The sequence below is a fragment of the Ruegeria sp. AB5 genome (genome assembly GCF_056542645.1).
This window is the reverse complement of record NZ_JBQGAE010000001.1, coordinates 226,356-244,570: the sequence shown is the minus strand read 5'-3', so window position 1 is coordinate 244,570 and position 18,215 is coordinate 226,356. Positions and strand designations below refer to the sequence as shown.

Genomic DNA, 18,215 nt, shown 5'->3' with positions numbered 1-18,215 from the left:
GCCCCTTTCAGAAAAACACATCCGCCGCGGGAATGTTCACGCGGCCTTTCGCGGTGTTTAGGACAAGGTTGCCCCCCGCGTCCACCGTTTCAAATGTTCCCACCGTTTCCGAGGTGCCGGTGCGGGCGGTGATGACCTCGCCCAGCCGGGCAGCCCGCGAAAGCCATGCCGTGCGGATCGGCTCGAATCCGTAGGTGACGAACTGGGCTTCGTAGCCGGCATAGGCGGCGGCAAGTTCGGTCAGAAAATCCTCGGGCGAGACATGTGCTCCGGTTTCCGACAGCAGCGATACGGGACGGACCGCTCCGGGTTCCACTGCATCCGCATCCGGAGCATTGGCCAGATTGACGCCGATGCCGATGGCCAGATGGGCCACGCCGCGCCCCTGCCCCGTGCTTTCCAGCAAGATACCAGCCAGCTTGCCACCATTCAGCAAAACGTCATTTGGCCATTTCAGAGACAGGCCCGCCGCCCGCCCTGTGACCGCCACACAAGCGTCAAACAGCGCCAGCGCCGCCACAAAACTGCGCAATGCCGCCTGTTCGGGTGCACCTTGCGGACGCATCAGCAACGTCGCGGCCAGATTCCCCATCGGGTGGGACCACGCGCGCCCACGTCGCCCGCGCGCCGCTGTCTGGTGATGCGCCATGATCCAGACCGGACCACTGGCGCTGGGGGCGATCCGTGCCGCCTCGTTCAGGGTGCTATCAACTTCCTGCACCTCGTGCAGGCCATAGCCTTGGGGCCATTTACTCATGCCAAAAAGGCCCGATCATGTGACCGAGCCCCCTCCAATTTGGATACGTCCTACATCAATTGACAAGCGTTGCAGCCGCAGCAGCCGCCGCGCCTTCGACACCGAACTGATAGAACACACCGACCAGCATCAATGCGGCCGACCCCATCAGAGCAACCCACAGAACGGGCGTCGACCGGGTTTCAATCGGCTCTTCGTTCTCGGCCCCGAAATACATGTAGAACACGATCCGCAAATAGTAGAACGCGCCGATCACCGAGGCGATGGCCGAAACGATGACCAGTCCGGTTAACCCGGCGCTGACACCTGCCTGCCAAACGCCGAACTTGGCGAAAAAGCCCAGCATCGGCGGCACGCCTGCAAGCGAGAACATCAGGATCAAAACAGCCAGTGCCTTTCCCGGATCACGCTTGGAATACTGCCGCAGTGCGTCAATGTCGGTAACAGGTTTCCCGTCTCGCTCCATCATCAGGATGAAAGCGAACGTGCCGATGTTCATCGTCACATAGATGGCCAGATACATCAGCATGGCTTTTACGCCCAACTCTGTACCTGCCGCCAGACCGATCAGCGCATAACCCATATGGGCAATCGACGAGAACGCCATCAGGCGTTTGATGTCGCGTTGACCAATCGCCGCAACGGCCCCCAGCAGCATCGACAGAACCGACAGCAGGACGATGACCTGCTGCCAGTCTTTCACGATGCCGCCAAACGCGTCATGAAGCAGTCTCGCAAACAGCGCCATGGCGGCCACTTTCGGCGCAGTGGCGAAGAAGGCTGTAATCGGGGTCGGAGAGCCTTCGTATACATCCGGCGTCCACATGTGGAACGGCACGGCAGAGACCTTGAAAGCCAGACCCGAGATAAGGAAGACCAGTCCGAACAGCAGGCCAATCGAGACCTCTCCGGCCTGAACGGTCGCGATGATACCCGAGAACAGAGTGGTTCCGGTGAACCCATAAACCAGCGAAGCACCATAGAGCAGCAGACCCGAGCTGAGCGCGCCCAGCACGAAGTATTTCAGACCGGCCTCGGTCGATTTCGCGCTGTCCCGGCGCAGCGCGGCCACGACATACAGCGACAGCGATTGCAGCTCCAATCCCATGTAAAGCGACATCAGGTCGCCCGCGCTGACCATCATCATCATGCCCACGGCAGCCAATGCGACCAGCAAGGGGTATTCGAACCGCAGCAGGTCGCGGCGCGCCATGTAGTCCTGACTCATGACCAGAACGGCGGCTGCGGACAGCAGGATCGCAACCTTGGCAAAACGGGAAAAGCCATCGTCGATGAACATGCCATTGAAGGCGACATTCGTGCCGTCACCATTGGTCGCAATCCAGAAGGACAGCAGCGCCATCAAGCCCGCCGTCGTCCACACCAGCACCGGTGCCAGCCCATCTTTCGTCGTGTAGACGGCCCCGATCAAAGCAGCCATCGCATATACGGCCAGAACAATCTCTGGCAGGATTATTGTCAGATCAGCCTGGATCATGTCTCCAAAGCTCCCTTAATGCGAGGCGGCTGTCTGGGTCGCAGCCTTAGCCGCGGCCAGAGCCGTGTCATAGTTCGAAATCAGCGCGGCAGTCGAATTGCCGATCACATCGGTCACCAGCGACGGGTAGACCCCCAGCAGAATGGTCATCACGATCAGCGGTGCAAAGATCAACCGCTCGCGCGAGCTCATGTCGGTCATCGCCTTCAGGCTTTCCTTGATCAGGTCACCAAACACGACCCGACGGTAAAGCCACAGCGCATAACCCGCCGAAAAGATCACACCAGTCGCCGCGACCGCTGTCACCCAGGTGTTGACCTGAAACGCGCCCATCAGGGTCAGGAATTCACCGATGAACCCGGACGTGCCCGGCAGGCCCACATTGGCCATGGTGAACAGCATGAAGACCAGCGCATAGGCGGGCATGCGGATCACCAGACCGCCATATGCTTCGATATCACGGGTGTGCATTCGGTCGTAGATCACACCAACACACAGGAACAGCGCCGCCGAGATAAACCCGTGGCTGAGCATCTGGAAGATTGCGCCATCAATACCCTGCTGGTTCGCCGCAAAAATCCCCATGGTCACGAAACCCATATGCGCGACCGAGGAATAGGCGATCAGCTTCTTCATGTCCTCCTGCACCAATGCCACGAGCGAGGTGTAAACAACGGCGATGGCTGACATCCACAAGACCAAGTCAGTCATCACTGCCGAGCCAACCGGGAACATTGGCAGGCTGAACCGCAGGAAGCCATAGCCGCCCATCTTCAACAGGATCGCCGCCAGCACCACTGACCCTGCGGTCGGGGCCTGTACGTGCGCATCCGGCAACCACGTATGCACCGGCCACATCGGCATTTTCACCGCGAAGCTGGCGAAGAAGGCCAGGAACATCAATGTCTGCATCCCGCCGACGATATAGACGCCCAAGACGCTGAAGCTTTCGGACGAGAACTGATGGCTCATCAGCGCCTCGATATCCGTGGTGCCCGCATCGGCATACATTGCCACCATCGCCACCAGCATCAGCACCGAACCGAGGAAGGTATAGAGGAAGAACTTGAAGCTGGCATAGATGCGGTTCGCCCCGCCCCAGATGCCGATGATCAGGAACATCGGGATCAGGCCTGCCTCGAAGAACAGGTAGAACAGCACCAGATCCAGCGCCATGAACACGCCCAGCATCAGCGTTTCCAGCAGCAGGAAGGCGATCATGTAGTCCTTGACCCGGTCGGTCACGTTCCAGCTGGCCAGAATGGTCAGGGGCATGATGAAAGTTGTCAGCAACACGAACAGAACGCTGATGCCGTCCACGCCCATTTTGTACTTCAGGCCCAGCAACCACTCACCCTCTTCCACCATCTGGAAGCCGGTGTCGTTGGGATCAAAACCCGTGTAAATGCCGATCGAGACCAGGAAGGTCACAGAGGTCGCCAGTAGGGCGACCCATTTGGCATTGCGTTGCGCCGCCGCATCATTGCCATGCAGGAACAGGGCCAGAATACCCGCTGCAATGGCTGGGATGAAGGTGACGATGGAAAGGATATTGTCCATTACTGCGCCCCTCCGCCGATCGACATCCAGGTCACAAGGGCCGCAATGCCCAGCACCATCCAGAAAGCATAGGTGAAGATGTACCCGGTCTGCGCCTTGCCTGCGAGGCGGGTGAAAAAGGGAACAACGCCCATTGCTACTCCGTTCAGGAAGCCATCGATCGTTTTGCCGTCCCCGCGCTTCCACAGGAAGCGGCCAAGGGCCACGGTCGGTTTGACAAAGATCGCGTCATAGATCTCGTCAAAATACCATTTGTTCAGCAGGAACAGGTAGAGCGGACGCTGGTTTGCAGCGAGCCGCGCGGGCAGCGTGGTGTTTACGATGTAGAACCAATAGGCCACGACAAACCCAAGCAGCATCGCCACGAAAGGCGAGACCTTGACCCATTTCGGGACGGCATGGGCGTCATCCAGCACGGTATTGTCCGGTGCGATATACAAAGCGCCCTCACCCGGTTCGCCCGCGAAGACATAGTGATGATCTCCGTGGCCGTCTTTCTTGCCATGCGCCTCATCCGCATGATCATCCCCGTGCGCCTCATCCGAGTGGGCATCGGCGTTATCTTCACCGTGGTGCTCTTCGGCGGTGCCATCAGCAACATGTTCGGCATGGGTCGCTTCGTCATGACCTTCACCATGCGCCGAGGCCTCGGCCACCGGAATCCCGTAGAATTTGCCGACTTTGTCCGTGTGGCCGAAGAAATTGTTGTACCAGAGCATCCCGGCAAACACTGCGCCCAGCGACAGAACGCCAAGAGGTACCAGCATAACCTTCGGGCTTTCATGCGCGTGATCATGCGTATGCTTGTCCCCGCGCGGTTCGCCATAAAAGGTCAGGAAGATCAAACGCCAGCTGTAGAATGACGTGAAGACCGCAGCAATCACCAGCATCCAGAAGGCATAACCTGTGCCGCCCGCAAAGGCGCTTTCGATGATCGCATCCTTGGACAGGAACCCGGCAAAGCCGAAGGTGGTCAGCGGGATACCCACACCGGTAATCGCCAAAGTTCCAATCATCATCGCCCAGAATGTATACGGGATCTTTTTCCGCAGACCGCCATATTCGGTCATCTCCTGCTCGTGATGCATCGCGTGGATCACTGAACCCGCGCCAAGGAACAACAGCGCCTTGAAGAAAGCATGCGTCAGCAGGTGGAACATCGCAGCCGAATACATGCCGACACCGGCGGCCACAAACATGTATCCCAGCTGGGAACAGGTCGAATACGCGATGACGCGCTTGATGTCTGTCTGCACCAATCCCACCGTCGCCGCAAAGAACGCCGTCGAGGCCCCAAGGAAGGTGATAAACGCTGTCGCGCCCGGTGCGAACTCCATCAGTGGCGACATACGGCAGATCAGGAAGACACCTGCAGTCACCATGGTCGCGGCGTGGATCAGGGCCGACACAGGGGTCGGGCCTTCCATCGCGTCCGGCAACCATGTGTGCAGGATCAACTGCGCCGACTTGCCCATCGCGCCGATGAACAGCAGCACGCAGATCACTTCGATGGCGTTCCACTCGCCCCACAGGAAGTTGAGTTGCAGTTCCGACAGGTCGGAGGCCGAGGCAAAGACGTCCGAAAAGTTGATGCTGTCTGTCAGGAAGAAGATCGCGAAGATCCCCAGCGCAAATCCGAAATCCCCCACCCGGTTGACGATGAACGCCTTCATCGCTGCCGCATTGGCCGAGGATTTGCGATAATAGAACCCGATCAGCAGATAGGAGGCAACGCCTACGCCTTCCCAGCCAAAGAACATCTGAACCAGATTGTCAGCCGTCACCAGCATCAGCATGGCAAAGGTAAAGAAGGACAGATAGGCAAAGAAGCGGGGCTTATAGCTTTCGCCCTCGCGCCATTGCGGATCGTGATCCATGTAGCCGAAGGAATAAAGGTGAACGAGAGCGGAGACGGTCGTCACAACAATCAGCATGATCGCGGTCAGGCGGTCCAGACGAATGGCCCAGCTTGTCGACAGCGAGCCACTCTCGATCCAGCGCAGGATTTCGATTTGTTGGGTTACTCCGTCGAAGGTCAGGAAGACAATCCAACTCAGCAGACAGGCCAGAAACAACAGACCCGTTGCGGTCCACATCGCGGCTTTCTCGCCAATGAACTTCCAGCCGAACCCGCAGAGCAGCGCGCCCACGAGAGGGGCGAAGAGGATGGTGGTTTCCATAGTTCTCTTAGCCCTTCATCATATTAACATCTTCAACCGCGATCGAACCACGGTTGCGGAAGAAGCAGACCAGAATGGCCAGACCAATCGCCGCCTCGGCCGCCGCAACAGTCAGCACGAACAACGTAAAGACCTGCCCGACCAGATCGCCGAGGAAGCTGGAAAACGCCACGAGGTTGATATTCACCGCCAGCAGCATCAACTCGATGCTCATCAACAGGATGATGACGTTCTTGCGGTTCAGGAAGAGACCGAAGATGCCGATAACGAACAGCGTCGCCGCGACCGTAAGATAGTGTTCAAGTCCGATCATAGCTTCGCTCCTGGCGAGTCGGGGTAGTAGAGTTTGCAGCCGCACGTGTAGTCTATGCGATCATTAGAGGGGTACAGCCCAAGCGTATCCAAAAAGGTCTCGTCGAGTGTGAACCCTTTTGCCTCGATGTCGTTCTTCAAGACGGTAAGCGACTCCGCGCTATCAACATCTATTGGCCCAGCCGGGCTCAAGTGAATTGCCATGTCAAAAGTGCCACCGCATCCGGTACTTATCTGTGGATCAGGCTTCGCCCAGACAACTTTGGTCTCACCTTTCAGGCAATCCGAAACCATCAGGCGAAAATAGTCATTGTAAGAAACAATCTGAGACACCAAACCTGACGAATGCAAACGAGCTTCGCGCCCCCAGCCGCTATCTAGCGGCCCAGCGTTCTCAAAAGAGCAGTTACTGAGAGTGCGTATAGGTAAGTTGTCTTCAGGCACAGGCATGTCACACGCGATTGCCATCGAAGAGGCGCAGGAAAGCGCAGCAGCAAAAAATGCCACTATCTTCGTAGTGCCGAACATTGTCCTCACAACCCCTGCCCCGGTTTCACGTCCTTCAACTCCATCGCCTTGGCCGGGTCGCGCATCATCTGGCCGATGATGTCCTGACGCTTGATGTCTTGACGGTGGCGCAGCGTCAGCACGATAGCGCCGATCATGGCCACCAGCAGGATCAGACCCGCAAGCTGGAACAGAAGGAAGTATTGATCGTAAAGGATGACACCCAGCGCCTCGGTGTTGTGGCGGTCTGCCGGGATCGGCTGGGCCAAGTTAACAGGCACGCCCTGCGCGCTGTCCCAAGCCCCAAAGGCCATGACAAACTGCATCAGGATGACCAGACCGATCAGCAGAGCCAGCGGCATATAGCGCGCCATCTCAGCCTTGAGCTCGGCAAAGTCCACGTCCAGCATCATCACCACGAACAGGAACAGCACCGCGACCGCGCCGACATAGACGATGATCAGCAGCATCGCCACGAACTCGGCCCCCAGCAGCACGAACAGCCCCGCCGAGGACAGGAAGGACAGGATCAGCCACAGCACGGAGTGTACCGGCTGGCGGCTGATCACTGTGAACAGCCCGCCGGTGATGGCGCTGATGGCAAACAGATAGAAGGCAAAGACGGTCATTGATCCTCATCCTCGTTATCGCCCAGGACCTCTTGCGCCAGTTCCAGCGCGCGGGTCATGGCCGGGATGCCGGCAAAGACCGACATCTGACCGATCGTTTCGACGATCTCTTGTTTCCTAGCGCCCGCTTCCAGCGCGTGGCGCACTGTCTGACGCACGGCGGTATCAGCCTGCGCGCCCTGGCAGGTCAGCCCGGCCAGCGTCAGCAGCAGGCGTGTTTTGGCATCCAGCCCGTCGGTGTTGACGGCATTGCCGAACATCATCTCCATGACTTCTTTCGGCATGGTCGGCCATAGCGCCTCGAACCCCTTTGGCGAGAAGCTTTCCATCGCCGGGTTCATCGCCTTGGCCATGTCCTGCGCTTGCTTCATCATCAACTCGAACGGATTTGTCGGCGTGTCACTCATCTGTACGGCGCGTCCATTTCCAGATTGCGGGCGATTTCGGCTTCCCAGCGTTCGCCATTGTCCAGCAGTTTTTCCTTGTCGTAGAACAGCTCTTCCCGGGTTTCGGTGGCGAATTCAAAGTTCGGCCCTTCGACGATGGCATCGACCGGGCAGGCCTCCTGACAGAAGCCGCAATAGATGCATTTGGTCATGTCGATGTCATAGCGCGTGGTGCGGCGGCTGCCGTCTTCGCGCGGTTCAGCATCGATGGTGATGGCCTGCGCCGGACAAATCGCCTCACAGAGCTTGCAGGCGATACAGCGTTCCTCGCCGTTTGGATAACGACGCAGGGCGTGTTCGCCGCGAAAACGCGGCGACAGCGGCCCCTTTTCATGCGGGTAGTTCACGGTGGCCTTGGGTGCGAAGAAGTACTTCATGCCAAGTTTGAAGCCGCCCCAAAAGTCTTGCAGCAGAAAGTACTTGGCAGCGCGGGTGTAGTCGATTTGGGTCATTCGGTTACCTCATCAACACTTGTCGAGTGATCTTCTTGAGTCCGGATGTCAGCGCATTTCGCCGAAATCGTATACACAACTCCAGACACCTCAATCATATTCAGAATCACGCTGTCTTGGTCATTCGCGCAACGTTCCACTAACATTTCGCGGACCTCCTGCGACAAACCACTTTGACAGTTCCAAAAGCGTTCGTAGTCGTCGTAGCGGAAGGGCGGCTCACAATCCATGTCATCCCCCCACGCTCCAACGCGCAAACGCGCCCCAGAACCAGTCGAATTTCGCCGCGAAGGCCACGAAGACTACCCAGGCCAGTGAGAACGGCAGGAATACTTTCCAGCCCAACCGCATCAGTTGGTCATAGCGGTAGCGCGGCGTGATCGCCTTGACCATCGCGAAGAGGAAGAAGAAGAACGCCATTTTGGCGACCATCCACAGCACGCCATCGGGCAGGCCAGGGATCGGCGACAGCCAGCCCCCGAAGAACAGCAGCGTTGTCAGCGCGCACATCAGGAAGATGGCTATGTATTCACCAGCCATGAACAGCAGGAAAGGCGTAGCCGAGTATTCGACCTGATAACCTGCGACCAATTCCGATTCCGCCTCGGGCAGGTCGAACGGCGGGCGGTTGGTTTCCGCGAGTGCCGAGATGAAGAACAGGAAGACCATCGGGAAATGCGGCAGCCAGTACCAGCTGAAGAATCCGAAGCGGCCGTCTTGCGCCTCGACGATATGGCCGAAATTCATCGATCCGGTCGAAATGATGATGCCGATGATGATCAGGCCGATTGACACCTCATAAGAAATCATCTGCGCAGCCGAGCGCAGAGAGCCAAGAAATGGGTACTTTGAGTTTGACGCCCAACCGCCCATGATCACGCCATAAACTTCCAAAGAAGACACGGCGAAGACATATAGGATCGCGACGTTGATATCCGACAGCACCCAGCCATCGTTGAACGGGATCACCGCCCAGGCGATCATGGCAAGAACGAAGCTGGTCAGCGGCGCGAGGATAAATACAGTCCGGTCTGCACCCGCTGGAATGACCACCTCTTTGACCACGTATTTCAACGCATCCGCCACCGATTGAAGCAGGCCGTACGCGCCCACCACGTTCGGGCCCCGGCGCATCTGGACGGCTGCCCAGATCTTGCGGTCTCCGTAAACGAGAAACAACAGAGAGATCATTACAAAGGCGACCACGGCCAGCACCTGCGCCAGAATGATCAGGGCGATACCGCCTGGGGTGTTAAAGAAATCAGCCATTGGTCCTCACACCGTGGGTCGTCGGGGATATATCAGCGGTTCGGATCATTCTGCGGCGATCCTGTCGGTTTTCAGGGCTTTGGCTTGCGCCGAAAGCTCGGCCATCAGTTGCGAGGCGCGCGCAATCGGGTTGGTCAGGTAGAAATCCTTGACCGCATTGCGGAATGTCGCCTGGCCCAACGAACCGGGATCAAGCGGTCGAACCTCGTTTTCAATCACTTCGTCGATACGGGCCAGATGTGGAACCGCTTCGATCAATGCCGTGCGCAGTTGGGCCAGGGAGTCAAAGGGCAACGTGGCCCCCAACTCTGCGGACAACGCGCGCAGAATCGCCCAGTTTTCCTTGGCCTCACCCGGAGCAAACCCGGCGCGCATCGCCAGTTGCGGGCGGCCTTCGGTGTTTACGAACAGGCCGTTTTCTTCGGTATAGGCCGCGCCGGGCAGGATCACGTCGGCGCGGTGGGCACCGCGGTCGCCGTGGCTGCCCTGATAGATTGCAAACGCACCGTCACCGATTTCCACCTCATCCGCGCCAAGGCTGAAGATCACATCTGCGGAGCTGACGGCATCCATGCCAGCCGCATTTGTCGCATCCACGTCCATCGCGCCGACGCGCGAAGCCGCGGTGTGCAGAATGATCAGACCGCTTTCAGTACTTTTTGCAACGGCTTGTGCCGCAGCCAGAACGGCTGCACCATCTGCTTCCTGCAGGGCCCCCTGACCGACAATGACCAACGAGGCCTTGGCCTTGATCTCGTCATCGCCGCCCATGTCGACAACCTTTTGCAGAGCCGCGCGGTCGTCGCCCACATGATGATAGTCATAGGTCAGGTCAGCTGCCGGACCGACCAGAGCAATCTCGGCCCCATGCGTCCAGGCCTTGCGGATACGCGCGTTGAGCACCGGAGCTTCATCACGCGGATTGGTGCCGATCAGCAGGATACGCTCGGCCATGTCGATGTCTTCAATCGAAGCAGTCCCGGCATAGGCTCCACGGTTGCCCGCAGGCAGCTTGGCCCCATCCGTCCGACATTCGACAACACCGCCCTGCCCTTCGATCATCTGCTTCAACGCAAAAACCGCTTCAACCGGAGCCAGATCGCCAACAATCCCAGCCGGTTTCTCAGCACCCTTTAGCGCCTCTGCCGCTTTGGTCAACGCCTCGGACCATGAGGCCGGGCGCAGTTTGCCATTTTCGCGCAAATAGGGCGTGTCCAGCCGCTGACGGCGCAGGCCGTCCCACACAAAGCGGGTCTTGTCGCTGATCCATTCCTCGTTCACGCCGTCATGGTTACGTGGCAGGAAGCGCATGACTTCGCGCCCTTTTGTATCCACGCGAATGTTCGAGCCCAGAGCATCCATGACATCGATGCTCTCGGTCTTGGTCAACTCCCACGGGCGCGCCGTAAACGCATAAGGTTTAGAGGTCAGCGCACCAACCGGGCAGAGGTCGATGATGTTGCCTTGCAGGTTCGACACCAGAGTCTGGTTCAGATACGAGGTGATCTCGGCATCCTCCCCGCGCCCGGTCTGACCCATTTGTGTGATCCCGGCGACCTCGGTGGTAAACCGCACACACCGGGTACAGCTGATGCAACGGGTCATCGCCGTACCAACCAGCGGTCCCAGATCCAGATCATCAACGGCGCGCTTGGCTTCTTTGAAGCGCGAGCCCGAGACACCGTAGGCCATGGCCTGATCCTGCAGGTCGCATTCTCCACCCTGATCGCAAATTGGGCAGTCCAGGGGGTGGTTGATCAGCAGGAACTCCATGACGCCTTCGCGGGCCTTCTTGACCATGGGCGAGTTCGTCTTGACCTGCGGAGCCTGACCTTCAGGCCCCGGACGCAGGTCACGCACCTGCATCGCACAGGAGGCCGCAGGTTTCGGCGGGCCGCCCACAACCTCGACCAGGCACATCCGGCAGTTCCCGGCGATAGACAGACGTTCATGATAGCAGAACCGCGGCACTTCGATCCCGGCCTCTTCACAGGCCTGAATCAGTGTCATCGCGCCATCGACTTCGATTTCTGTGCCGTCGATATTCACTTTGCGAAGGTCAGACATGATTTAGTTCGCCCTCAAATAAACGCCGATGGCGCTGTTTCTGTCGATTTCCTTGCGCCCAAGCGTGCAAAAGGAATTCGGGTTCTCATAGGTAACACCATTAGACGCCAGATAGGTCTCGCCCTTGGCGCGCATCCGGTCCTTTTCGGCGTCCGATTCGACATAGGCCCGGATTTCCCGATCTGAATAGCCCAGCTTGTTCGCCTGAGACCGTAGCCCCCACATCACGTTAATTGCCTTCAGACGCCGCCCGCTGATCGAAGGACAATACTCAGAGATCTCATTCGCGACCGCGATATAGTAGAGCTCGTTGTCGATCTCTTTGACTTCCCTCAAGGGCGGCTTGGCTTCGGCAGCTGCCGGAAACGCAAAAAGAACGCTCAGGGCAATGGTTATGATATATGACATCACAGGTCCTTTCATCTTGGGTTTCCCAAGATGATTGGCGGCGGGTCTGCTATGCAATAGCATCCTCCGGGCGAGTTTGTGATATGCAATACCTTGGCTCATGGTCGCGTGCAGCTTCCTGCAAAGGTCAGTTTATCATCGCTGATGCGCAGGTTTTGCGGCTCTGAGTCCGGCCCAACTTTCCACGCAATACGGGACGAGCCGAAATTCTGAACACAATATTTCGTACCTTCGAAACGACCCGCTTCGCGCGCGCCGTCCAGCGAGGCAGAGACATTGTTCACAACCACGGTGAAATCGGTCGGAGACACCTTCTTGTCCACCGCTTTGGCCTTGGCCCGGAAAAACTGACCGTCAAACAAGACACGGTCCTCGGACGACGTGATGGTGCCACAGGCCGAGATCAGCAAAAGCCCGCAAAGGCCGGCGATGATTGAGAGTTTTGTTTTCATCCCGTTCACTCCGCCGCGACCTGGGCGCAGCGATTGTCGCGCCACTTGCTTGCTTGTTTCAAATCCGCCCATCCAAAGGCGTGTTCGCTCGGGCCTTCCGCGCGCAGGCGATCCAAACGCGTCAAGGCTTCATCAAGGGCCGGTTGGTGTCCTTCAGGCACCCACCACATCACAAAATGCTGGTCCCCCAACAGTTCGAACCACTCTTGACGCCGCTCATAGAATTGCTTGTGGATGGTCCCCCAAACAAATTTCTCCAGACTGGCGACATCTTCCCAGACCGTCAGGTTCGCGACAAACTGAGGATCGTCGCCAATCGCATTTTCCGTATTCCCGGTGCCCGGTTCACCCGAACCCTCCATCATCCAGACAAAGCCAGGCATCCGTTTGCCCAATCCGTTGATCCTGTCGAGATTGGCCATGAATTCCGCCACCCGGGGGTCATCCGTCGGGGCCAACAGGCGGCCAACGTTCAACTCGGCCAGATGATATCCGTCGGGCTGCATCATCATTCCGCTGCCACCGCGCCGATACGGCCCGATTTCTGGGCCTTGATGCGGTCCTCAATTTCTTCGCGGAAATTGCGGATCAGGCCCTGAATCGGCCAGGCCGCAGCATCACCAAGCGCGCAGATCGTGTGGCCTTCGACCTGTTTGGTGACGTCGAACAGCATGTCGATCTCTTCCAGTTCCGCTTCACCGCGCACCAGACGCTCCATCACCCGCATCATCCACCCGGTGCCTTCGCGGCAAGGCGTGCATTGACCACAGCTTTCGTGCTTATAGAACTTGGACAGGCGCCAGATCGCCTTGATGATGTCGGTTGACTTGTCCATCACAATGACCGCAGCGGTTCCGAGACCCGAGCCCAGATCGTTGCGCAGATAGTCGAAATCCATGACCGCGTCGCGCATGTTTTCCCCCCGCACACACGGCACGGACGAGCCACCGGGGATCACGGCAAGCAGATTGTCCCAACCGCCGCGAATGCCGCCGCAATGGGTTTCGATCAGGTCTTCAAAGGAAATCGACATCGCCTCTTCGACGACACACGGGTTGTTCACATGGCCCGAGATCGCAAACAGCTTGGTGCCCGCGTTGTTCTGGCGGCCAAAACCCGCGAACCAATCGGCACCGCGGCGCAGGATGGTCGGCACAACGGCGATGGATTCCACATTGTTCACCGTGGTCGGGCAGCCATACAGACCCGCGCCCGCCGGGAACGGAGGTTTCATCCGCGGCATGCCCTTCTTGCCCTCAAGACTTTCGATCAGGGCGGTTTCCTCGCCACAGATATAGGCCCCGGCCCCGTGGTGCAGGAAAACGTCGAAATCCCAGCCCGAACCGGCAGCGTTCTTGCCCAGAAGGCCCGCATCATAGGCCTCATCAATCGCAGCCTGCAGCGCCTCACGCTCACGGATATATTCACCGCGCAGGTAGATATAGCAGGTATGCGCGTTCATCGCGAACGATGCGATCAGGCAGCCTTCGATCAGCGTGTGCGGATCATGGCGCATGATCTCGCGGTCCTTGCAAGTGCCGGGCTCGGATTCATCCGCATTGACCACCAGATAGGCCGGACGCCCATCGCTTTCCTTGGGCATGAATGACCATTTCAAGCCAGTTGGGAACCCCGCACCACCGCGACCGCGCAGGCCTGAATCTTTCATCGTCTGGATGATCCAGTCACGGCCCTTTTCGATCAGGCCAGCGGTGCCGTCCCAATGCCCCCGGGCCTGTGCACCGCGCAACGTGCGCTCGTGCATCCCGTAGATGTTGGTAAAGATCCGGTCCTGATCCTTCAGCATCATGTGTTACCTTCAGCTGTCCTGACGCATGCGCCAGAGTTGAAAAATGTTGACGCCCGCATAGATGAACCCGGCCAACGCGGCGAGGTCAAACAGCAGCGCGTGGCGCGCCGTCAGCTCCATTGCGGGACCGACAAACAGGTTCATGGCAAGCCAAAACGCCATAGTCACCGCGATGACTATGCCGATGTGACGACCCTTGCGGGCTATGGCCAGTTCCTTGTCCTTGTCCATCTCACCTCGGTGCCCCGGATGGGCACGCGCCTTAATCCTCGTATGTGCCATCTTCCTTGGCACGTCTGGCAAATTCGGTCTCTTCCCCTGCCGCCAGCTTGGCCGCCTGCTCGATCCAACCGTCCCGTTCAATCCGGCCTTTGAACTTCAACCGGGTATCGACCCATGCCACCTGTTCTGGCGTCCATGTTGCAATCTGGTCGAAATGGTAGAACCCAAGTTCGTTCAGCGTCTGCTCGAGCTTGGGACCGACGCCCTTCAGCATCTTCAGATCATCCGCCTTGCCATCTCGCGCCGCGCTTAGCGTTTCGGGCTGGCTTTCCTTGGCCTTCGCCTCTGCCGCTTGCTTTACAGCGGGTTTCGCAGGCGCAGGTGCCTTGGGCGGCTTCGGAGCCGCCTTGGTTGACGCCGCCTTGCCATCCTTGCCCAGCCACGGGGTCAGGATCGGCACCTCGGTCCCGTCGATCCGCTTGACGGTATCCGCCAGATCAGTCGCCAAGGCCACGCTGGCGTTATGCTTTGGTTTTCCGGCGTCATGCTCGGTCAGGCTGGTTAGCCCGCTCAACGGTTCCGCCGCATAGCGCCCGTTCTGAGGGCCGGGCGTCGGTACCTTGCCCGCCGCCAGATCGTCGATGATCTTGCCAAAGCTCTCGGCGGTCAGGTCCTCGTAATAGTCCTTGCCGATCTGCGCCATCGGGGCATTCGCGCAAGAGCCCAGGCATTCGACCTCTTCCCAGCTCAGCTTGCCATCGGCGGACAAAACATGCGGCTTGGCCGCAATCTTGTCCTTGCAGACAGCGATCAGATCCTCGGCCCCACTAATCATGCAGGACGTCGTCCCGCAAACCTGAATATGCGCAACAGACCCAACGGGCTGCAACTGGAACATAAAGTAGAAGGACGCGACCTCAAGCACGCGGACATAGGCCATGCCCAGCATATCAGCGACGGATTCAATCGCCGGACGGGACAGCCAGCCCTCCTGTTCCTGCGCGCGCCACAGCAGTGGGATGACCGCGCTGGCCTGACGGCCCTCGGGGTATTTGGTGATCTGCGCTTCGGCCCATTGCCGATTGGCAGCGGTGAAGGCAAAGCTTTCGGGTTGTTCTGGGTGAAGACGGCGGAGCATTATTCGGTCGGCCCTTCGAGTTTGATTTCAGCTTTACGTGTTGAATTCAGCGTGCATTCGGTGCCCAGATTATGGGAAGCAACTCCTTTAACAGAGATGCTGACCGAATACTCAAAGTCCGACAGCGCTTGAGCAAGTGAGCGCTCGGCATAACTCAATCGACTTTTGCAAAACTCAATTCTCGCTTCTGGTGAATTAGTGTCATACAGCGCGGTAGAACCTTCGTCCGTATAGCCGTCCAATAGTTCCTGAATATAAATCGCGCCTTCCGAAACGCCCTCCGCGCTCCCGTCTGCTGATAACACCCAACTGTTTTGAGCGAAGCTCGCGCCGGCCGCGAATGTATAGGCAACTGAAAGGAAAAATAGCCTCACCGGTCAATCTCCCCAAACACAACGTCCATTGTGCCGATGATCGCAGCGACATCAGCAAGTTGATGCCCTCCGGCAACGTGGTCCATGGCTTGCAGGTGCAGGAAACCCGGCGCGCGCAGCTTGGCGCGGTAGGGCTTGTTGGTGCCATCGGCGACCAGATAGACGCCGAATTCACCCTTTGGGGCCTCGACGGCGGCATAAACCTCGCCTGCGGGGACGTGGAAACCTTCGGTATACAGCTTGAAGTGATGGATCAGGCTCTCCATCGAGGTCTTCATATCCGCGCGTGACGGCGGGGTGATCTTGCCACGGGCCAGAACGTCTCCGGGGCAGTCGCGGATTTTGGCGACGGCCTGACGGATGATGTGCAGCGACTGGCGCATCTCTTCCATGCGGCACAGGTAGCGGTCATAGCAGTCGCCGTTCTTGCCGACGGGGATCTGGAACTCGAATTCGTCATAGCATTCATAGGGCTGCGCGCGGCGCAAATCCCAGGCCAGACCCGAACCACGCACCATCACGCCCGAGAAGCCGTATTTCTGGATATCATCTTCGGTCACGACGCCGATATCGGCGTTGCGCTGTTTGAAGATGCGGTTTTCGGTCAGCAGGCCGTCGATATCGTCGAGAACGGCAGGGAATTCATGGCTCCACGCCTCGATATCGTCCAGCAATTCCGGTGGCAGGTCCTGGTGCACACCGCCGGGGCGGAAATAGGCCGCGTGCAGGCGGGCACCACAGGCGCGTTCATAGAACACCATCAGCTTTTCACGCTCTTCGAACCCCCAGAGCGGCGGGGTCAGCGCGCCCACATCCATCGCCTGCGTGGTCACGTTCAGCAGATGGTTCAGGATGCGCCCGATCTCGGAATACAGCACCCGGATCAGAGAGCCACGGCGCGGCACCTCGACCCCGGTCAGCTTTTCGATGGCCAGACACCAGGCATGTTCCTGGTTCATCGGCGCCACGTAATCCAGACGGTCGAAATACGGCAGGTTCTGCAGATACGTCCGACTTTCCATCAGCTTTTCGGTACCACGGTGCAACAGGCCGATATGCGGGTCGCACCGTTCAACGATCTCACCGTCCAGCTCAAGCACGAGACGCAGGACTCCATGCGCCGCAGGGTGTTGCGGGCCGAAGTTGATGTTGAAGTTGCGGATTTTCTGTTCTCCGCTCAGCGCGTCCGTGCTGCCGTCATCATATCTTGAGCCGTCCATCACCGCCCCCGCTTCTTCTTCGCATCCGCGCGCACCCGGACCTTTTGTGCCTCAGCCGCCTTTGCTGCTGCTCCGGCAAGAAGCACGCCCAGCGCCCCCATTACGATCAGTTCCCCCAGCATCTCAGCGGCGCTCCAATTCCTGTAGCTTGATCCCGACCCACCACAGCAATGCGATCGTACCAAACGGGATCAGACAGAGCAGGCACCAGACTTTGTTGATCCCGAAGAACGGCAGAATCTTGACCATCGGAATGATGGTCAGCGCCGACAAGATCAACCACCAGATACCACCCATCACTCGGCCTCCTGTTTTTCGTCTCCTGGAAGAATGTAATTCGCACCTTCCCATGGGGACATGAAATCAAACTGGCGGTATTCCTGCACCAGCGAAACGGGCTCATAGACCACGCGCTTTTGCGCCTCGTCATAGCGCACTTCGGTATAGCCCGTGGTTGGAAAATCCTTGCGCAACGGATGGCCACGGAACCCATAATCGGTCAGGATGCGCCGCAGGTCCGGGTGGCCCGAGAACAGGATGCCGAACATGTCGAACACCTCGCGTTCGAACCAGTTGGCCGAGGGGTGAATGTCGACAATCGAGGGCACCATGTCCTCTTCACGCACAGAAACCCGCAGGCGGATGCGTTGGTTCTGATACATCGACAGGAAATGATAGACCACATCGAACCGTTTGGCGCGCTCGGGGTAGTCGACTGCCGTAATGTCGACCAGTGTCGAGAATTTGCAGTTCTGGTCGGATTTCAGAAACTCCACGAACTCAAACAGGTTAGAAAGGGCGACATCCACATTCAACTCGCCATGGCTGACATCCCAGGCCACAACACAGTCTGTGCGTTTGAGTTCCAGTTGCGTGCCGAGTTCCTCGAGTGCTTCGCTCATCCAGCTTTCTCC

At 58.4% G+C, this 18,215-nt stretch carries 22 protein-coding genes; all 22 read right to left on the bottom strand.

Annotation, left to right across the window (positions count from 1 at the left end):
• Nucleotides 1-7: 7 nt before the first annotated feature.
• The 22 genes from ACR0L4_RS01250 to ACR0L4_RS01145 all read right to left on the bottom strand — a co-directional run bounded on the left by ACR0L4_RS01250 (nucleotide 8) and on the right by ACR0L4_RS01145 (nucleotide 18,203).
• The gene (locus ACR0L4_RS01250) at nucleotides 8-757 is read right to left on the bottom strand and encodes a biotin--[acetyl-CoA-carboxylase] ligase (RefSeq protein ID WP_480509975.1); all 750 of its coding nucleotides are present in this window, start codon (nucleotides 755-757) and stop codon (nucleotides 8-10) included.
• A gap of 55 nt (nucleotides 758-812) precedes the next feature.
• On the bottom strand, nucleotides 813-2,255 hold the full coding sequence (gene nuoN / locus ACR0L4_RS01245; RefSeq protein WP_480509973.1) for an NADH-quinone oxidoreductase subunit NuoN: 1,443 nt from the start codon (nucleotides 2,253-2,255) through the stop codon (nucleotides 813-815).
• 15 nt (nucleotides 2,256-2,270) lie between these two features.
• Nucleotides 2,271-3,815: an NADH-quinone oxidoreductase subunit M gene (locus tag ACR0L4_RS01240; RefSeq protein ID WP_480509971.1), complete on the bottom strand. Its 1,545-nt coding sequence runs from the start codon at nucleotides 3,813-3,815 to the stop codon at nucleotides 2,271-2,273.
• The gene (gene nuoL / locus ACR0L4_RS01235) at nucleotides 3,815-5,995 is read right to left on the bottom strand and encodes an NADH-quinone oxidoreductase subunit L (RefSeq protein ID WP_480509969.1); all 2,181 of its coding nucleotides are present in this window, start codon (nucleotides 5,993-5,995) and stop codon (nucleotides 3,815-3,817) included. Before nuoL ends, ACR0L4_RS01240 begins: the two co-directional genes overlap by 1 nt.
• A 7-nt stretch (nucleotides 5,996-6,002) precedes the next feature.
• On the bottom strand, nucleotides 6,003-6,308 hold the full coding sequence (nuoK, locus tag ACR0L4_RS01230; protein ID WP_050602759.1) for an NADH-quinone oxidoreductase subunit NuoK: 306 nt from the start codon (nucleotides 6,306-6,308) through the stop codon (nucleotides 6,003-6,005).
• Nucleotides 6,305-6,835 (bottom strand): hypothetical protein, encoded by a 531-nt coding sequence (locus tag ACR0L4_RS01225; RefSeq protein WP_480509967.1) that lies wholly within the window; start codon nucleotides 6,833-6,835, stop codon nucleotides 6,305-6,307. Before ACR0L4_RS01225 ends, nuoK begins: the two co-directional genes overlap by 4 nt.
• Before the next feature lie 5 nt (nucleotides 6,836-6,840).
• Nucleotides 6,841-7,443: an NADH-quinone oxidoreductase subunit J gene (locus tag ACR0L4_RS01220; RefSeq protein WP_480509965.1), complete on the bottom strand. Its 603-nt coding sequence runs from the start codon at nucleotides 7,441-7,443 to the stop codon at nucleotides 6,841-6,843.
• Nucleotides 7,440-7,850 (bottom strand): carboxymuconolactone decarboxylase family protein, encoded by a 411-nt coding sequence (locus ACR0L4_RS01215; protein WP_480509963.1) that lies wholly within the window; start codon nucleotides 7,848-7,850, stop codon nucleotides 7,440-7,442. The genes ACR0L4_RS01220 and ACR0L4_RS01215 overlap by 4 nt, the downstream gene beginning before the upstream one ends.
• Nucleotides 7,847-8,341: an NADH-quinone oxidoreductase subunit NuoI gene (nuoI, locus tag ACR0L4_RS01210; RefSeq protein ID WP_480509961.1), complete on the bottom strand. Its 495-nt coding sequence runs from the start codon at nucleotides 8,339-8,341 to the stop codon at nucleotides 7,847-7,849. Before nuoI ends, ACR0L4_RS01215 begins: the two co-directional genes overlap by 4 nt.
• 231 nt (nucleotides 8,342-8,572) lie before the next feature.
• Nucleotides 8,573-9,610 carry an NADH-quinone oxidoreductase subunit NuoH gene (gene nuoH / locus ACR0L4_RS01205; RefSeq protein WP_480509959.1) on the bottom strand — a complete coding sequence of 346 codons (1,038 nt, stop codon included), beginning with the start codon at nucleotides 9,608-9,610 and terminating at the stop codon, nucleotides 8,573-8,575.
• A gap of 45 nt (nucleotides 9,611-9,655) precedes the next feature.
• Complete coding sequence (nuoG, locus tag ACR0L4_RS01200) at nucleotides 9,656-11,677, bottom strand: NADH-quinone oxidoreductase subunit NuoG (RefSeq protein ID WP_480509957.1); 2,022 nt, start codon at nucleotides 11,675-11,677, stop codon at nucleotides 9,656-9,658.
• Nucleotides 11,678-11,680: 3 nt separating this feature from the next.
• Entirely contained in the window at nucleotides 11,681-12,085 is a 405-nt protein-coding gene (locus tag ACR0L4_RS01195) for a DUF5333 domain-containing protein (protein WP_480509955.1), read from the bottom strand.
• Nucleotides 12,086-12,183: 98 nt separating this feature from the next.
• Nucleotides 12,184-12,537, bottom strand: coding sequence for a hypothetical protein (locus ACR0L4_RS01190; RefSeq protein WP_480509953.1), 354 nt, complete (start codon nucleotides 12,535-12,537; stop codon nucleotides 12,184-12,186).
• A 5-nt stretch (nucleotides 12,538-12,542) separates the two neighbouring features.
• Entirely contained in the window at nucleotides 12,543-13,046 is a 504-nt protein-coding gene (locus ACR0L4_RS01185) for a DUF3291 domain-containing protein (protein ID WP_480511116.1), read from the bottom strand.
• A complete protein-coding gene (nuoF, locus tag ACR0L4_RS01180; RefSeq protein WP_480511114.1) occupies nucleotides 13,046-14,344 on the bottom strand; it encodes an NADH-quinone oxidoreductase subunit NuoF in 1,299 nt (432 codons plus the stop codon). The genes ACR0L4_RS01185 and nuoF overlap by 1 nt, the downstream gene beginning before the upstream one ends.
• A 12-nt stretch (nucleotides 14,345-14,356) precedes the next feature.
• A complete protein-coding gene (locus ACR0L4_RS01175) occupies nucleotides 14,357-14,578 on the bottom strand; it encodes a DUF5337 domain-containing protein (protein ID WP_170749229.1) in 222 nt (73 codons plus the stop codon).
• Nucleotides 14,579-14,609: 31 nt separating this feature from the next.
• Nucleotides 14,610-15,707 carry an NADH-quinone oxidoreductase subunit NuoE gene (gene nuoE / locus ACR0L4_RS01170; RefSeq protein WP_480509951.1) on the bottom strand — a complete coding sequence of 366 codons (1,098 nt, stop codon included), beginning with the start codon at nucleotides 15,705-15,707 and terminating at the stop codon, nucleotides 14,610-14,612.
• On the bottom strand, nucleotides 15,707-16,081 hold the full coding sequence (locus tag ACR0L4_RS01165) for a hypothetical protein (protein ID WP_170748416.1): 375 nt from the start codon (nucleotides 16,079-16,081) through the stop codon (nucleotides 15,707-15,709). The genes nuoE and ACR0L4_RS01165 overlap by 1 nt, the downstream gene beginning before the upstream one ends.
• Nucleotides 16,078-17,301 (bottom strand): NADH-quinone oxidoreductase subunit D, encoded by a 1,224-nt coding sequence (locus ACR0L4_RS01160; RefSeq protein WP_170748415.1) that lies wholly within the window; start codon nucleotides 17,299-17,301, stop codon nucleotides 16,078-16,080. Before ACR0L4_RS01160 ends, ACR0L4_RS01165 begins: the two co-directional genes overlap by 4 nt.
• Nucleotides 17,301-17,423 carry a hypothetical protein gene (locus tag ACR0L4_RS01155; protein WP_480509949.1) on the bottom strand — a complete coding sequence of 41 codons (123 nt, stop codon included), beginning with the start codon at nucleotides 17,421-17,423 and terminating at the stop codon, nucleotides 17,301-17,303. The genes ACR0L4_RS01160 and ACR0L4_RS01155 overlap by 1 nt, the downstream gene beginning before the upstream one ends.
• Nucleotide 17,424: 1 nt before the next feature.
• On the bottom strand, nucleotides 17,425-17,598 hold the full coding sequence (locus ACR0L4_RS01150; protein WP_170748414.1) for a hypothetical protein: 174 nt from the start codon (nucleotides 17,596-17,598) through the stop codon (nucleotides 17,425-17,427).
• On the bottom strand, nucleotides 17,598-18,203 hold the full coding sequence (locus ACR0L4_RS01145) for an NADH-quinone oxidoreductase subunit C (RefSeq protein ID WP_170748413.1): 606 nt from the start codon (nucleotides 18,201-18,203) through the stop codon (nucleotides 17,598-17,600). The genes ACR0L4_RS01150 and ACR0L4_RS01145 overlap by 1 nt, the downstream gene beginning before the upstream one ends.
• Nucleotides 18,204-18,215 lie beyond the last annotated feature (12 nt).

Excerpts from the sequence above, each read along its gene's own strand:
- nuoI (WP_480509961.1), bottom strand. The coding sequence starts at position 8,341 with ATGACCCAAATCGACTACACCCGCGCTGCCAAGTACTTTCTGCTGCAA.
- ACR0L4_RS01190 (WP_480509953.1), bottom strand. The coding sequence starts at position 12,537 with ATGAAAACAAAACTCTCAATCATCGCCGGCCTTTGCGGGCTTTTGCTG.
- ACR0L4_RS01185 (WP_480511116.1), bottom strand. The coding sequence starts at position 13,046 with ATGATGCAGCCCGACGGATATCATCTGGCCGAGTTGAACGTTGGCCGC.
- ACR0L4_RS01160 (WP_170748415.1), bottom strand. The coding sequence starts at position 17,301 with ATGGACGGCTCAAGATATGATGACGGCAGCACGGACGCGCTGAGCGGA.
- ACR0L4_RS01220 (WP_480509965.1), bottom strand. The coding sequence starts at position 7,443 with ATGACCGTCTTTGCCTTCTATCTGTTTGCCATCAGCGCCATCACCGGC.
- nuoG (WP_480509957.1), bottom strand. The coding sequence starts at position 11,677 with ATGTCTGACCTTCGCAAAGTGAATATCGACGGCACAGAAATCGAAGTC.
- ACR0L4_RS01175 (WP_170749229.1), bottom strand. The coding sequence starts at position 14,578 with ATGGACAAGGACAAGGAACTGGCCATAGCCCGCAAGGGTCGTCACATC.
- nuoF (WP_480511114.1), bottom strand. The coding sequence starts at position 14,344 with ATGCTGAAGGATCAGGACCGGATCTTTACCAACATCTACGGGATGCAC.
- ACR0L4_RS01225 (WP_480509967.1), bottom strand. The coding sequence starts at position 6,835 with ATGTTCGGCACTACGAAGATAGTGGCATTTTTTGCTGCTGCGCTTTCC.
- nuoH (WP_480509959.1), bottom strand. The coding sequence starts at position 9,610 with ATGGCTGATTTCTTTAACACCCCAGGCGGTATCGCCCTGATCATTCTG.
- ACR0L4_RS01215 (WP_480509963.1), bottom strand. The coding sequence starts at position 7,850 with ATGAGTGACACGCCGACAAATCCGTTCGAGTTGATGATGAAGCAAGCG.
- ACR0L4_RS01155 (WP_480509949.1), bottom strand. The coding sequence starts at position 17,423 with ATGCTGGGGGAACTGATCGTAATGGGGGCGCTGGGCGTGCTTCTTGCC.
- nuoL (WP_480509969.1), bottom strand. The coding sequence starts at position 5,995 with ATGGAAACCACCATCCTCTTCGCCCCTCTCGTGGGCGCGCTGCTCTGC.
- nuoK (WP_050602759.1), bottom strand. The coding sequence starts at position 6,308 with ATGATCGGACTTGAACACTATCTTACGGTCGCGGCGACGCTGTTCGTT.
- ACR0L4_RS01150 (WP_170748414.1), bottom strand. The coding sequence starts at position 17,598 with ATGGGTGGTATCTGGTGGTTGATCTTGTCGGCGCTGACCATCATTCCG.
- nuoE (WP_480509951.1), bottom strand. The coding sequence starts at position 15,707 with ATGCTCCGCCGTCTTCACCCAGAACAACCCGAAAGCTTTGCCTTCACC.
- ACR0L4_RS01240 (WP_480509971.1), bottom strand. The coding sequence starts at position 3,815 with ATGGACAATATCCTTTCCATCGTCACCTTCATCCCAGCCATTGCAGCG.
- ACR0L4_RS01145 (WP_170748413.1), bottom strand. The coding sequence starts at position 18,203 with ATGAGCGAAGCACTCGAGGAACTCGGCACGCAACTGGAACTCAAACGC.
- ACR0L4_RS01195 (WP_480509955.1), bottom strand. The coding sequence starts at position 12,085 with ATGTCATATATCATAACCATTGCCCTGAGCGTTCTTTTTGCGTTTCCG.
- ACR0L4_RS01250 (WP_480509975.1), bottom strand. The coding sequence starts at position 757 with ATGAGTAAATGGCCCCAAGGCTATGGCCTGCACGAGGTGCAGGAAGTT.
- nuoN (WP_480509973.1), bottom strand. The coding sequence starts at position 2,255 with ATGATCCAGGCTGATCTGACAATAATCCTGCCAGAGATTGTTCTGGCC.